We start from the raw sequence: 14,390 nt of genomic DNA on the forward strand, positions 1-14,390 counted from the left end.
TCAGGTCATTCCTTCAATGACTGAAAGGTGATGGCCGGCCCGCCGGTCGAGCAGTTCCGCGACGATTTCGGAAATATGAGGCAGCCCTTCCAGCGTCAGATGCGGATTGCTCTGCGATGGGCGGGGCCGGTCCGGCAGCACCTTCAGTGCATCGGCAAACCGCCGGGAATCCTCGGCTTCTTCCGGCAAAAACATCTCGATGAGGCCGAGTTCGGCCGCGCGCCGTGCGCGGATCAGTTGTTCCTTGCGGGGCTCGACGCGCGGCACGATCAGCGCCGGCTTGTCGAAAGACAGTATCTCGCAATAGGTGTTGTAGCCGCCCATCGCCACTACCGCCTTGGCGCCGGCAATCAGGTCTTCCATGCGGTTGTCGAACTCGATGATCCTGATATAGGGGATCTTGGACCCCTTCTTGAGCAGCTTGTTGCGCTTGCGCGCCGGCATGTAAGGCCCAAGCACGATCAGGGCCCTATGCTGCAATTGCGGATCCTGCTGATAGGCATCGATGACGTCGTGAATCAGATCGGCGCCGTCACCGCCGCCACCGGTGGTAACGAGGATATAGTCGCCCTCGGGCCGATGGCCGGGCAACTCGTTCCGCTGCAGGCTCCGTTGCAGGAAACCGACGAACCTCATCTTTGCCCTGACAGCCGGCGGCACATCCAAGCCGGTCAACGGATCGTAGAAATCCGGCGGGCCATAGGCCCAGACCTTGTCGTAGAACAGGCCTATCTTGCGCATCACGTCCCGGCGTGCCCACTCTGCTTCGAGCAGATGCGGCGCATCCATCACCTCGCGCAGGCCAAGCACCAGCGTGGTGCCCCGCGTCTTGAGGTAGGACAGCGTGTCCTCAATCTCACCGCGCAGGCCGAGCGGTTCCTTGTCGACGATGAAGATATCCGGCCGGAAGGTCTCGGCCGTGTGGCGGATGATCGACTGGCGCATCCTTAGCGTCTCATGCAGATCGATGTCCTTTTCCAGCGAGGTGTATTCGCCGTTGCGCAGCTTGATGACGCTGGGGATCTTCACGAAGTCGACACGGGCACGGTAGTCGAAGGCGCCAGCGATAGTCGCACCCGAAATGATAAGCACCTGAAGTCCGCGGAAATCCTCGACCAGCGAATGCGCGATAGTTCGGCAGCGCTGCAAGTGGCCGAGCCCGAACGTGTCGTGGCTGTACATGAGAATTCGAGCGTTTTCTGCGTGCTGGGTCATTGTTGAACGTCTCTTAGAATTCTCGCTTTGAGGACCGTGAGCGACCCGCCGGCTTCGAAACCATCCTGGTTTTGAAACATGAGGCCGCGATTTTGAATTTGCATTACTTCTGTGGAATGCCTGTCAGATAGGGCTTTCTGATTGCCTGAGCCCGAAACTGGATGGAGTGGCGAATATCGCCTCGGCGGGAGCGGGCCGAGACTCCCCGTTGTTGTTTTGGGATGAATCGAAGGGGAAAGCGGTGTCCAAAAGATCGGCAGAAGTCATCCCTCTTGATTCCAATAAGCTCCGGTCTCTCCGAACTCGATGGTTTCGGAGCGGTGAAAGCGATTCCGCGATCCTGCCCATATAGTCAATTGCTTGATCGGTATACGAAAGGACAGGGTCGCCGGGCGTCGCACGGCACATGTTGTTGCAGAACTCGTTTCGCGCGCCATCGCTCTCGGTCTTGGGAGACCAAAGGTGCTGCCCATCAATCTCTTGACGAGCGGTCTGATTATGATTCACCGACCAGAACTGAGCCATCTATCGCCCAAGCTAGCCTGAATTTCGCCAGGAATCGAGTGGATGCCAGCGCTCACAACGCACCGCCCGCAGCGGGGTGTGTGCAACACCGGTTGCTTGTCAATCGCTATGGCCTCTGGCTAATGCCTTAGCTGGGGCGGTGACAATACTTTTTGAGACGACCTGAGCGGGCCATCGAACGTCGCGAGGTGCAAAAACCGCTCGATTGGTCCCGACAGTTGGCGAAACCTCAAAATTTTTTGCGGCGATTTCAGGATTTAAAATCAAGAGCATAGTTTTTTGACGGCGTTGACGTCGCCGCGATCGGGGAAAAAATGCGGCATTTCTCTCCTCCCAGTCCGCCCATTGCTGCAAGCCGACGGCATCAATCGCATCCTGCTCGGCTTAGGCAGGCTGCGAAAGCGAGCGAGGTCTTCGGGCTTCATGGTGTAGACGGCAAGAAAGCGGGGTATGCAGCGGTTTTTCCTTCGTGCTGTCAGAAGCATGCTGGCTGCTTAGACTCTTGGAGGGCCCAAGTCACTGCGCAGTACCACTCTCTAAATGCCCGCCCGCTATCGGGGACGCCGCGCTCCTCGAGGTCCCGCAGTCCGCTGGTCAGTACCTTCGCCGAAGGTTATTGATTTTCTCGGCCGGGTTCTTCTTTCGTGGTGCCGAGGCGGTTAAGCAGATTGAGCGTGATCCTGCCGACATCGTTCATGGCGCCTGCGGCTGGCAGCGCGCCGCACCAGGCAACCGAGCTTGCCGAAAAGATCAAGCCGCCTGCTGCGAGCTTTCGCAGGGTCATTTCGGCGCAGCGGCGGGCGGTGCGTTGCGTATCGCCGCCCTCATACCAGCGCGTCGGATCCTGGAAGAAGCTGTCCGGAAATCCCGTCGCCCGCGCGACCACGACGGTGTCAGCGGAAGTGCCGAGGGCTGGATCTGTCGCATCCACTTCGTAGCCCGCGGCACCGCCCAGCACGATGCCGTCCGTGCCGAAGGTCGCATTTTCAACGCCTTCGAACAGCCATGCGCATCCTGCTTCACGGCTTTCCTCAGTGCGCGTGAAGGGGCGCGCGCCTTCGAATCCCATCAGTGAGATCGCGCCACCGATCAGCGAGAATTCGCCTCGGCCGCGGGAGCGGAGATAGCCGCCTGGTTCGTTGGTGATCGACAGCGCCTGTTCGGCGACCGGGCCATCCCAGGTGCGGCCTGCCTCCAGCGGCGAGCGCCGCAGCTCCATCAGGTCGTCCTTGAAGGCCACAGTGGCAGCGAAGCCGTTTCCGCCGAGATAGGCGATGCTGCCGCCTTCGGCCACAAACTGCCGCAGCGCCTGCTCCATCTCGATCGACATATATTCGGGGTGACTGCCGGTGACGACGGCTTGATGTCGACGCAGACCGTCTATGCCGCATTCGTGCAAGTCGTGATCGGTCAGGACGTCAAACATGATTCCATTTCCGTGGCAGAATCGGAGGAAGTGCAGATCGACCGGCAAATTGTGTGGGCAGCCGCAGAGCGGATAATCGTAGTCGTCCCTAAGCGTCACTTTCGGCTTTTTGTAGGAACAGATGGAAACACCGCTGAGGTCGGAATGGTAGTCGTAAAGAGATTTCAGATTGTTGGCGATCGCGAAGCGATGTCCCCGGTCGTCGCCTTTCCATTCATAAAGATGATCCGGGAGATATTCGTCGGCATAAGCGAGATAGGTGGCCGTCGGCACGAGATACAACAGCGGCGACGAGACCTGTGACGAGGTGACGAAGAACACCACGCGTTCGTAGCCACCCTCCCATTCGACCTGGAACGCGTAGACGCCTGGGTGTGCGTTTTCAGGGATCGTCACGCGGTGCGATGCCGGCCACTCAAGCGGGCCGATGTCGTCGTCGTGGCAATGGATAGCGTCGTAGTGCGACGGCACCAAGCGAGGCTCGAAGCTCGATCCGTCCCAGCGTGCCGAAGTCACGCAGAAGGCTGGCTGATTGATCACATCCAGGAGCAGCGGATCTGCTCCGCCAGACGACAGGATCGGTTGCGTTGGTAACAGCGTCGGGAAATCCCAGGCAACAGTCCCCTGTGGCGTGTCGAACCGGATCGCAGCAAATTTCGCGTTGAGGGTAGGTTCGTGGTTGGTAGCACTTGCGCCGAAATGGATGCCGTGCCCTTGGAGATTCCGCGCAGGGCTGCCAAAACCTTCACAGAGTTCGTAAGGCGCGAGAAGATCATGGGATTTGATGCGCAGACGCGATTGTTCCTGCCGCAGATCCAACTCGACAGTGAGCCACACACCGGTTGGCGCCTTCTTCTCGACAAGGGTTTCGTCACCGATTTCCACGACGAATGCGCCGTCGCGGAGGCGCAGCCCGAGGGCGCCTGCCTCCAGGATCGTGCGCGCACCTTCGTTGCGCGTGAGGAACAGCTCAAAACGTATGCCGTGGAGGGCTTGTACTTTGGCCAGTTCGCCGGGCCGCACGAACAGGAACGACCCCTGGTCGAAATGCCGACGCCGTGCTTCACCTATTGTTTCGATGGCCCAGGTGAGAAATTCCGGAGCCGGCTTGTCGAGCCGGCAAATTCGTGTGGCCTTTATCGGCCGATCGCATGACAGGCTGAGCTTGATCCGCTGGCCTGCTTTGGCACTCCAGGGGGTGGTATAGCCAACCACGCTCATCGCGTCGTGGTCTACTGCGCGCTTCATATATCCCTCCCGATGAACTCCAGATGGGCTGGGGCGAACCGCGTAGACCGGTCCGATGTCGGCCAATGCGCTGCCGCTCTGACAAGCAGAGTTTCGCATGGCGCACTACAGCCATGATGTACATGCTTGTATAGATAAGCTGCATTCGGATAGTCTCGACGCGATCGGTCCAAGCGCGACATTACCAAGGAGGATGACATGCGCAACGCATCTCTCTTCGATCTGTCAGGCAGGAAGGCGCTTGTAACCGGCGCAAGCCGTGGCATCGGGCGCAGCATCGCCGAGGCGCTCAGCGCGGCCGGCGCCGACGTCGCCGTCACGGCGCGCAGTGTGGCCTCGCTCGAGAAGACGATAGCCGCCATCCGCACCGCCGGCGGGGTCGCGCACGCCGTCGCCCTGGACGTCACTGACGTCGACCGGTGCCGGACGGCGACAGCCGAGGCCGGCAGCCTGCTCGGAGGTCTCGATATTCTCGTCAACAATGCAGGTACGGAAGAGATCCGGCCTTCACTCGATGTCGACGAGGCCTTGTGGGACAGGATTGTCAATACGAATCTCAAAGGCGCCTTCTTCTGCGCCCAGGCCGCTGCGCGGCAGATGAGAGACGCCGGACGGCCCGGCGTCATTATCAATCTCTGTTCGTTGACCTCCGAGGTTGGGGTTCCCACGGCGGTGCCGTACGGCTCGTCGAAATCAGGCCTCCTCGGCATGACGCGGGCGCTTGCGGCGGAGTGGGCCGATCTTGGGATCCGGGTCAACGCCATTGCGCCTGGCTATTTCAGGACAGCGATGACAGACGTGTTCTACAGCAACCAGGCATGGCAGCAATCGATGCTCGCCAAGATTCCGCAGCGCCGTTTTGGTGATCTCTCGGACCTGCACGGAATCGCGGTGTTCCTCGCTTCGGATGCGGCAGCCTACATAACCGGCCAGTCCATTCCCGTAGATGGAGGCTTTCTCGCATCGATTTGAAGGCTTCAGGGGCTGGAGATGTGTCCCAGAAGTGATCGACAAGCGCTAACCGTAATTGCGTCCTAAGAAAAGGAGCCGCCATGTCTGACGTCAGCTTCCACCGCCTGTCCTCCCTCAGTGTCGATCAGCGGTCCAGTTTACTGGAACGCGCAGAAGGAGATCTGTCTTCCTTCATCGAAAAGGTCGGTCCAATCATCAAGGCCGTCAAGGATGAAGGTGACACGGCCTTGCTCCGGTTTGCGCGCGAACTCGACAAAGCCGATGTTGCCGACGGTGGGCTGAAAGTTTCGGAAGCGGAGTTCGACGCGTCATTCGACAAGGTCGACAAGGATGTCGTGGAGAGTATCCGGTTCGGCATTGAGAACATAAGGCATTTCCACGAGGAGCAGCGCCCGGAAACGATGTGGCTCAAGGAAGTTCGGCCGGGCGCCTATGCGGGTGACCGATACACACCTATTGCTTCCGTTGCGCTTTATGTTCCGCGCGGCAAAGGCGCCTTCCCCTCGGTGACGATGATGACCTCGGTTCCGGCGGTGATTGCCGGGGTCCCCCAGATCGCGATCGTGACGCCTGCGACTTCGGATGGTTCCGTCGACGCCGCGACGCTGGTTGCTGCCCGCATTGCCGGCGTGGAGACCGTGTACAAGTGCGGCGGCGCCCATGCGGTCGCCGCCGTCGCCTATGGAACCGAGACCGTGAAGCCTGCCGTGAAGATCGTCGGGCCGGGGAGCCCGTGGGTGGTGGCGGCAAAGAGCGTGTTGTCCCCGATCATCAACACAGGCCTGCCTGCCGGCCCGTCCGAAGCGATCATCTTTGCCGATGACAGCGTCGACGGCGGCCTGGCCGCTCTTGACCTGTTGATAGAGGCCGAGCACGGCCCGGATTCGTCGGCCTATCTGGTGACGCATAGCCGCAAGGTCGCCGAAGCCGCGTTGATTGCGATACCGGAACACTGGTCCCGAATGAGCGAACAGCGTGTGGAGTTCTCGCGCGCGGTGCTGACTGGAAAGCGCGGCGGCATCGTGCTGACCGAGTCGCTGGAGGACAGCTACCGTTTCATCAACGATTATGCCCCGGAGCACCTCGAGATTCTGTCAACGGACCCATTTGCGCATCTTGGACGTATCACAGAAGCCGCCGAGATCCTCATGGGACCGCACACGCCGGTGACCCTCGCTAACTTCGTCCTGGGACCCAATGCGGTGCTGCCGACCAGCCGGTGGGCGCGAACCTTTGGACCGCTTTCGGTGGCGGATTTCGTCAAGAGATCGTCGGTCGGCTATGTGACCTCGGCGGCCTATCCGGAACTCGCGTTGCATGCCCGCAGGCTCGCCCGCTACGAAGGGTTCAGCTCGCATGAGAACGCGGTTTCGGAGATCCGCGATCGCTATCTCGCCGGCTGAGCGGAAACGATGACGATGAGGGCGGCGCGACTCCATGGACCCGGCGACCTGCGCGTCGAGGATATCGCCGCGCCAGGCGCTCCCGAGCCAGGCTGGGTGAAGCTGAGGGTCGATGCCGCAGGCATTTGCGGTTCCGATCTTCACAACTTTCGCACGGGCCAATGGATAAGCCGGGCGCCCTCGACGGCTGGCCATGAGCTGACAGGCACGGTGATCGCTATCGGCGAGGGCGTGGACATCGTCGCTGTTGGCGACCGCGTGGTCGCCGATTCCCGTTTCTGGTGTGGAGAATGCGCGCAATGCCATGCAGGCAGGCGGCATCTTTGCACGTCGCTGGGCTTTGTCGGCGAGATATGCGACGGCGGATTTGCCGAACAGGCGGTCCTGCCCGCACGCCTGCTGCACGTCGTCGATGCCGCGCTTGACGAACGGGTCGCTGCGATGGCCGAGCCGCTGGCTGTAGCGTTGCACGCAGTGCGGCGTCTGCCGAAAACGGCCGGCTCCGTTCTTGTGGTCGGCTGCGGGACTATTGGCGGGCTTGCCGCACTGCTGCTTTCCCGGACATTCGCAGGTACCGTGCTCGTCGCCGATCGCAACCCTGGCCGATGCGCCCGGGTGGCGCGGGTGACCGGTGCCAGCATCGTCGACTTGAACCGGGACGCCGTTGCCGCCGCCACCGCGGATGCCCCCCTGCTTGCTGCCGTCGAAGCGACCGGCAGCATCGCAGCACTCAGCCAGTTGCTCGGCGCTCTCGATGCCGGTGGCACCGTTGCGATGGTCGGCATATTCCATGGGCGCCTCGACATCGATCCCAACATCCTGGTTGAACGCGAAATCGCATTGCTGGGATGCCACGCCTTTGCCGATGAGCTTCCCGACGCCATTCGGATGCTCGGCGAATTGACCGAGCCTATGGTCGAACTGATCGACCGCGAGATCGGCCTGGATGATGTTCCCGCAGCCTATGAGCAGCTGTTGGCGGGGCAGGGCGATGGTTTGAAAACAATCATCCGGATGCGGTCTTCCGGGCGCGTGTGATTTCCGAACGTGGCCGGAAAGGATTTTGAAATGATCACTTTGCCCGACACCGCCAGCCCTCTTTACGAGAAGGTCAAGGACTACATCCTGACGAACATCGGAATGGGCCAATGGAGCAAGGACCGGAAGCTGCCGTCCGAAAATGAATTCGTGGCGACACTCGGCGTGTCTCGTATGACGGTCCATCGTGCCTTGCGGGAGTTGACCTCTGCGGGTTTTCTGATCCGGCTCCAGGGCGTCGGCACATTCATCGCGCCACCTCGACCGCAATCAGCACTGATCGAGATCAACAACATCGCGGCGGAAATTGTCGCGCGGGGAAACAAGCATCGCTCCGAGGTTATCGTGCTCGAAAAGATCACGCCGACAAAGGAGCTCGCGCTTTCCTTCGAGTTCGCAAAACGCGCGCCGGTCTATCATTCCATCGTCGTCAACTTCGAGAACGACCTGCCTGTGCAACTGGAAGAGCGTTTCGTGAACCCGGGCCTGATACCCGACTATGACAAGCAGGACTTTTCCAAGACAGCAACCTACGACTACCTCATGCAGAAAACCCCGGTGACGGAGGTCGAGCACATCATCTCGGCGACCCCTGCCGATGCCGAGACGGCGCGGCATCTGGGCATCGATGTCGGCAGCTGCTGCCTGTTTCTGCATCGCCGGACATGGACGGGCGCCATCGTTGCCACGATCAGCAAGCTGACTTACGTTGGCAGCCGCTACTCGCTTGGCAGCCGGTATTCTCCGTCTAAAAAAACTTGATCGCAGTGAAGCGAATCAGACTCGGAAGGAGGGGTCTAACTTGTATATGCATGTATGTATTTAGCCTTGACATCCGCTATTGCTAACGTTGAAGTGTCGTCGCACTTTCGTTGGACGGGCAGCTAAGATGCCGAGGCACGGTGCCGCAAGAGCAGACGCCGGCATTCTCACCAGGCCGGAGTTTGGTTCAAAAAAGCGGCGTGATCATCAAGGGGAACAAGATGATGCGTAATCTAGCAGGACAATTTCGGGCGCTCGTTATGGCTGCTGCTGTCGGGTTTGCCCCGGCGGTCTACGCGGCCGACACGACAATTCCGGCGACGCCTGAGGCAGGAACGTTCAAGATCGGCATCGAGCCATGGCTGGGCTACGGCCAGTGGCACGTCGCCGAGGCCAAGGGCCTGTTCAAGGCAAGCGGGCTGTCCGACGTGCAGATCGTGAACTTCGCGGAGGACAAGGATATCAACGCCGCCCTGGCGAGCGGCCAGCTCGATGCCGCCAACATCGCGACGCACACGGCTATGGGAATGGTTGCGGCCGGCCTGCCGGTGAAGATCGTGCTTCTGCTCGACGTCAGCATGACGGCAGACGCCATGATCGCCGGCAAGGACATCGCCACCGTCGCCGACCTCAAGGGCAAACAGGTTGCTTTTGAGGAAGGCACGACGAGCGACATCCTGCTCAAATACGCGCTCGCCAAGAACGGCATGTCGATCGCCGATGTCCAGCCGGTTCCAATGCCGGCGGCGGATGCCGGCAGCGCCTTGATCGCCGGCCAGGTTCCAGTCGCAGTCACCTATGAGCCTTATCTGACCGCGGCAAGAGCGCAGAACAAAGACCTCAAGCTGCTCTTCACCGCGGGCGAAGATCCCGGCCTGATCAGTGACGTATTCGTGGTGCGCGACGAGGTGATCAAGTCGCGTCCCGGCCAAGTGCTTGCCATGATCAAGACCTGGGATGCGGCCCTGAAGGCCTACAACGCCGACACGCCCGACGGCCGGGCGATCATCTCCAAGGCGGTCGGGTCGAGCGTCGAAGACCTCAACACCGCCTTTGATGGCGTGCGTTACTATACTCTCGCCGAAAACAAGGATGCGCTGACCGGGGAGTTCTCCACCAAGACATTTGCGGATGTAGAGGCGGCCGCCAAGAACGCCGGGCTGCTGCAGGCGGACGTGACGCCGGAACAGATGATCGACCCGTCATTCGTCAAGGCCGCGAAATGACGAGGGCCGGCTCGCGGTGGTGACGCAAATGTCCGAGCAGCGTGCGACCGAGCCAAGCCCGTCTCACGCAGCGCCGGGGCCGGCGATCAAACAGCCGATGCGCCGTCGCCTACCCCCCGGGAGCGGCGCGCCCATCGCACGCTCGCGCTTCCTGATGATAGCAGTGGCCGTCTTTGCCGGCCTCGGCCTCGCCTGGTGGGCGGCAACGGGGCTGGGACTGGTAAAGCCAATTTTCCTGCCGTCGCCGGGAAGCGTGGTGACCCAGCTCGGCAAGCTCTCGGGTGACGGCACGCTGTGGCTGGATCTCAGGACCTCGATATACCGTATTTCTGTTGGCTTTCTCATCGCCTCCGCATTGGCGATTCCGATCGGCGTGCTGATCGGCAGCTTCAGAACCTGGGAAGCGGCGATCGAGCCACTTGTGGATTTCATCCGCTACATGCCGGTGGTCGCTTTCGTGCCTCTCTCCATCCTGTGGTCGGGGACGGGCGATGCCCAGAAATTCCTGATCATCTTCATAGGCACCTTCTTCCAGCAGGTGCTGATGATCATGGACAATGTGAAGCGGGTTCCCGCTGATTTCATCGGCCTTGGCAGGACGCTCGGCCTGCCGGATCGCAAGATCCTGACGCGCATCGTCGTTCCCAGCGCCTTGCCAGGCATCTGGGATACGTTGCGCATAAGTCTCGGCTGGGCATGGACCTGGCTGGTGTTGGCGGAACTTGTCGCGGCGACATCAGGCCTCGGCTACCGCATCACCGTGTCCCAGCGCTATTTCCAGACAAACACCATCATCGGCTACATCCTGCTGCTGGGCGTGCTTGGCCTCATTACCGACCAAGTCATGAAGGCACTTGGAAAAGTGCTGTTCCGGCAGGAGGGCCACGTGCAATGAGGCCGGGCCGATGAGTTTGCCCAAACTGCGGATCGAAGGCCTCCACAAAAGCTTCGGCACGGGCGCGCGGCGCACGGAAGTGCTGCGCGATATCAATCTCGATCTTGCCGACAACGAGTTCGTCTCGCTGGTGGGCACGTCGGGTTGCGGCAAGAGCACGCTGCTGTCGATCGTTGCCGGACTGCAGGATTTCGACGCGGGAGATCTTGCTATCGATGGTGCGCCGATCCTGCAGCCGGGCCTCGACCGCGGCGTCGTCTTTCAGTCCTACACCCTGCTTCCCTGGCTGACGGCGCAGCAGAACATCGAGTTCGCGCTCAAGGCCGCGGGTCATGACCGCGCGACCTGCCGCAGGATAGCGCGCGAGCATCTCGATCTGGTCAAGCTCCCTCATAGCGCCAATCGCTATCCGTCTGAGCTTTCGGGCGGCATGAAGCAACGCGTGGCCATAGCGCGTGCCCTTTCCTATCGACCCAAAATGCTTCTGATGGACGAGCCCTTTGGCGCGCTCGATGCCTTGACCAGGCATCAGATGCAGGAACTCCTGACGCAGATCTGGGAGGAGCACAGGCTCACCGTGCTCTTCGTCACCCATGATGTGGAAGAAGCTGTCTACCTGTCGGACCGCATCGTCGTGATGGGGATCGGGCCGGGACGCATCATGCAGACCTTCAATGTCGATATCGAGCGCCCGCGCCAGGAAGAGGTCATGGAAACTCCGGCCTTCATGGATTTGCAGCGCCGCGTGCACAAGGCGATCCGCGAGGCTTCTAAACGTCCCGAAATGGTTTAGGCAGGCCACTCATGCGTGTCGGGTCCAAGAGCGGAACCAACGCGGCTGGACGCGGAGGACTTTAGCGTAGAATTACTTACAATCCGCGACCAGCGTAGCGCCCAATCTCGATATCGCGCCATCGCGACCCCTGACCAGTGGAGCAGCCATCGGCATCTTTCTCTTCAAGCTCGAAAAAAAATCTGCAGGACAATGTCGATTTCCTAAACTCCGTTCGTCGTTTCGCTGCCGGTCGGTGAGGCCGGCTCAAACAAGGAGACAGACGATGCGTGTGATGGTGCTCGTGAAGGCTACCGAGGACAGCGAAAAGGGCTTTCTCCCGACGCCCGAGGCGAAAGAGGCGATGGAGGCGATGGGCAGATTTAACGACGAGCTGCGCAATGCCGGCATCTTGCTCGACGCCGACGGCCTCAAGCCCTCCTCGCAGGGCAAGCGCGTTGCGTTCGATGGTCCCCGCCGGACGGTCATCGACGGGCCTTTCGCCGAGACCCGCGAACTGGTCGCCGGTTTTTGGCTCTGGGAAGTCAAGGACATGGACGAGGCGGTCGCCTGGGTGAAGCGCTGCCCCAATCCCATGCCAGGACCGAGCGAGATCGAAATCCGGCCGCTGTACGAGATGGCTGATTGGCAATGGGAATCTGACGCCGGAGGTCACGGAAATCCGTGACCGGACGCGCGAGAAGCGCAGCGGCAACTGAACCTGTCGGCCGCAACCTGCTTGCCTCCATTGTGGCTTTGGCCGACAAGGCGGCATGACCGCAGGCGAGACGCACCAGGCGATCGAGGCGATTTTTCGCATTGAACGGGCCCGGCTCATTGCGGGCCTGGCCCGCCTCGTGCGCAATGTCGACCTTGCAGAGGAACTGGTGCAGGACGCCCTGGTCATAGCCCTCTCCGAATGGTCCAGGACCGGCGTTCCGGCCAATCCCGGCGCTTGGCTGATGACGGTCGCCAAACGCCGCGCCATCGACGCGATCCGTCGCGACAAGATGCGCGAGCGCAAGCATGAGGAGATCGCCCGGGAGCTGGACGGCGAGTGCGACCGTACGGCCGAGGGAAACGAAATGGCCATGAACGACGATCTTGGCGACGAGCTGCTGGGCCTCATCTTCACAGCCTGCCACCCGATACTTTCGGCCGACGCTCGCGCAGCGCTCACGCTGCGTGTCATCGGCGGCCTGACGACGGACGAGATCGCCCGTGCTTTCCTGTCGAGCGAGGTGACGATCGCCCAGCGCATCGTCCGCGCGAAGAGGACGATCGGAAAGGCGGGGCTTAGCTTCGAGGTGCCGCGCGGTGCCGAGCGTGCAGTGCGTCTTTCCTCGGTGCTGGAGGTCATCTACCTCATCTTCAATGAAGGCTATGCTGCCACGGCCGGCGACGACCTTGTCCGGCCGGGCCTGTGCCTGGAGGCACAACGGCTGGGCCGCATGCTGGCGGGTCTGATGGCCGAGGATGCCGAGGTGTTCGGTCTGCTGGCTCTGATGGAAATCCAGGCATCGCGCCTGCCCGCACGCATCGGGCCGGACGGCGCCCTCTTGACCCTGACCGAGCAAAACCGCGCACGCTGGGACCAACTGCTGATCCGCCGGGGCCTTGACGCGCTGGCCCGTGCCGAAGCTCTCGGGGGCGATGGCCCCTATGTGTTGCAGGCCGCGCTTGCAGCCTGTCACGCGCGGGCGCGCAGTCCGGCCGATACCGACTGGCCCCGCATCGCAGCGCTCTACGACCGGCTGCGAGCAGTGATGCCCTCGCCGGTGGTCGATCTCAATCGAGCGGTCGCCCACAGCATGGCCTTCGGGCCTGAAGCGGGCCTGCGGCTGGTGGACGAGATTGCCGACGCCGCCGCCTTGCGCAATTATGCGCCATTGCCGGCGGCGAGGGGCGATTTTCTGTTTCGGGCCGGCCGGCTGGCCGAGGCCCGCGCCGAATTCGAGGCTGCGGCCAAGCTCACCCGCAACGCGCGCGAAGCGGCCTTTCTCCTCGCCCGTGCAGACGCTTGTGGTTGACAGCATCGCTCTGCGTGCCCGACGCGCCGCCAGGGCAACATCGAAAGCCGCCAGTTCGCTCCCGGCCGGCTCCCTTCAATGAGCCTGATCAACTCGCACCGCAGCTTGGGTATATTCATTTGGAGGAGAGCCCTTGATCATGCCAGCAACTGCGTCGGTATGCCGAGAATCGGTCCTGCCTCGGCGAGCCGCTGGTCGAGGGTCCACACTGTGGCGCCATGCTCCGATGCCGTCGCGAGGTGCAGGGCGTCGCCAGCACGAAGCCCGAGCATATGCTGATCGGCGAATTTCGCGGCGACCTGAAAATGCCCGCCCGCCACCGGCAGCACGGTGAAGCTCTCAGCGACCAGCTTATTGAACATCGCGAGCGCAGCCGCGCGCTGCTCCAAGTCGATCTGTCCGGTCCGAAGCTTGATCGCCATGGCGGAGGACATCTCGGTGATGGTCCAGTCGCTGATCACAAGTTGCGCTGGGTCCTGCTCCGCCAGCCAGCCCTGAACGCGCGCGGTCATGGCTTCGTTGGATAGCGCCGCGACGATCAGCGAAGTATCGAGATAGGACATCAATAGCGATCGCCATCTCGCATCGATCGCACCAGATCGGCGGCAGCCTGAGCCTGCAGAGGCATGGTTGCGGTCAGGGATTGGAGCAGGACGGCGTCGATCCGTTTGCGAGGACGGGCCACGGCCGTGAGCCTGGCGACCGGCTTGCCACGCCGGGTTATGTCGATCGAGTCTCCAGCCTCGACCCGGTCGATGAGCTCACTCAGATGTGCCTTGGCGTCCGCCAGATTGACCGCGTCCATCTCAGCTCCTGACCATGTAGATGGTCATATAGCGCATCACGTGTGACAATTCCAGTGCACGGCGAATAAGCAA

The 14,390-nt window shown here is 61.5% G+C and carries 13 protein-coding genes; 9 read left to right on the forward strand and 4 right to left on the reverse strand.

The genetic code is table 11. From position 1 onward, the window contains the following. Both NKH98_RS01875 and NKH98_RS01880 read right to left on the reverse strand, forming a co-directional pair. Positions 1-1,215: a glycosyltransferase family protein gene (locus tag NKH98_RS01875; protein WP_352475773.1), complete on the reverse strand. Its 1,215-nt coding sequence runs from the start codon at positions 1,213-1,215 to the stop codon at positions 1-3. A gap of 1,138 nt (positions 1,216-2,353) precedes the next feature. Further along, positions 2,354-4,414 carry a N,N-dimethylformamidase beta subunit family domain-containing protein gene (locus NKH98_RS01880; RefSeq protein WP_352896252.1) on the reverse strand — a complete coding sequence of 687 codons (2,061 nt, stop codon included), beginning with the start codon at positions 4,412-4,414 and terminating at the stop codon, positions 2,354-2,356. Between the two features lie 198 nt (positions 4,415-4,612). Between NKH98_RS01880 and NKH98_RS01885 the strand changes: the two genes are divergently transcribed. From NKH98_RS01885 to NKH98_RS01925, 9 genes are all read left to right on the forward strand, one after another. Then, the gene (locus NKH98_RS01885; RefSeq protein WP_352896255.1) at positions 4,613-5,386 is read left to right on the forward strand and encodes an SDR family NAD(P)-dependent oxidoreductase; all 774 of its coding nucleotides are present in this window, start codon (positions 4,613-4,615) and stop codon (positions 5,384-5,386) included. An 80-nt stretch (positions 5,387-5,466) separates the two neighbouring features. Next, positions 5,467-6,789 carry a histidinol dehydrogenase gene (gene hisD / locus NKH98_RS01890; protein ID WP_352896258.1) on the forward strand — a complete coding sequence of 441 codons (1,323 nt, stop codon included), beginning with the start codon at positions 5,467-5,469 and terminating at the stop codon, positions 6,787-6,789. A 15-nt stretch (positions 6,790-6,804) separates the two neighbouring features. Then, positions 6,805-7,827: a zinc-dependent alcohol dehydrogenase gene (locus NKH98_RS01895; RefSeq protein ID WP_352896260.1), complete on the forward strand. Its 1,023-nt coding sequence runs from the start codon at positions 6,805-6,807 to the stop codon at positions 7,825-7,827. A gap of 30 nt (positions 7,828-7,857) precedes the next feature. Then, the gene (hutC, locus tag NKH98_RS01900) at positions 7,858-8,589 is read left to right on the forward strand and encodes a histidine utilization transcriptional repressor HutC (RefSeq protein ID WP_352896263.1); all 732 of its coding nucleotides are present in this window, start codon (positions 7,858-7,860) and stop codon (positions 8,587-8,589) included. Positions 8,590-8,813: 224 nt separating this feature from the next. Then, positions 8,814-9,815, forward strand: a complete 1,002-nt coding sequence (locus NKH98_RS01905; protein ID WP_502894184.1) for an ABC transporter substrate-binding protein — start codon at positions 8,814-8,816, stop codon at positions 9,813-9,815. Positions 9,816-9,912: 97 nt separating this feature from the next. Next, on the forward strand, positions 9,913-10,710 hold the full coding sequence (locus tag NKH98_RS01910) for an ABC transporter permease (protein WP_352896332.1): 798 nt from the start codon (positions 9,913-9,915) through the stop codon (positions 10,708-10,710). A gap of 10 nt (positions 10,711-10,720) precedes the next feature. After that, positions 10,721-11,503, forward strand: a complete 783-nt coding sequence (locus NKH98_RS01915; protein ID WP_352896268.1) for an ABC transporter ATP-binding protein — start codon at positions 10,721-10,723, stop codon at positions 11,501-11,503. A 265-nt stretch (positions 11,504-11,768) separates the two neighbouring features. Beyond that, a complete protein-coding gene (locus tag NKH98_RS01920) occupies positions 11,769-12,170 on the forward strand; it encodes a YciI family protein (protein ID WP_352475767.1) in 402 nt (133 codons plus the stop codon). An 85-nt stretch (positions 12,171-12,255) separates the two neighbouring features. Continuing rightward, positions 12,256-13,512 (forward strand): RNA polymerase sigma factor, encoded by a 1,257-nt coding sequence (locus NKH98_RS01925; protein ID WP_352645160.1) that lies wholly within the window; start codon positions 12,256-12,258, stop codon positions 13,510-13,512. A gap of 137 nt (positions 13,513-13,649) precedes the next feature. Here NKH98_RS01925 and NKH98_RS01930 read toward each other — a convergent pair whose 3' ends face one another. Then, positions 13,650-14,075 (reverse strand): type II toxin-antitoxin system VapC family toxin, encoded by a 426-nt coding sequence (locus tag NKH98_RS01930; protein ID WP_352645162.1) that lies wholly within the window; start codon positions 14,073-14,075, stop codon positions 13,650-13,652. Then, positions 14,075-14,317 carry a type II toxin-antitoxin system Phd/YefM family antitoxin gene (locus NKH98_RS01935; RefSeq protein WP_352645164.1) on the reverse strand — a complete coding sequence of 81 codons (243 nt, stop codon included), beginning with the start codon at positions 14,315-14,317 and terminating at the stop codon, positions 14,075-14,077. The genes NKH98_RS01930 and NKH98_RS01935 overlap by 1 nt, the downstream gene beginning before the upstream one ends. Between the last annotated feature and the right edge of the window lie 73 nt (positions 14,318-14,390).

This window comes from Mesorhizobium sp. M0833 (assembly GCF_040319905.1).
In the GTDB taxonomy this organism is placed as follows: Bacteria; Pseudomonadota; Alphaproteobacteria; order Rhizobiales; family Rhizobiaceae; genus Mesorhizobium.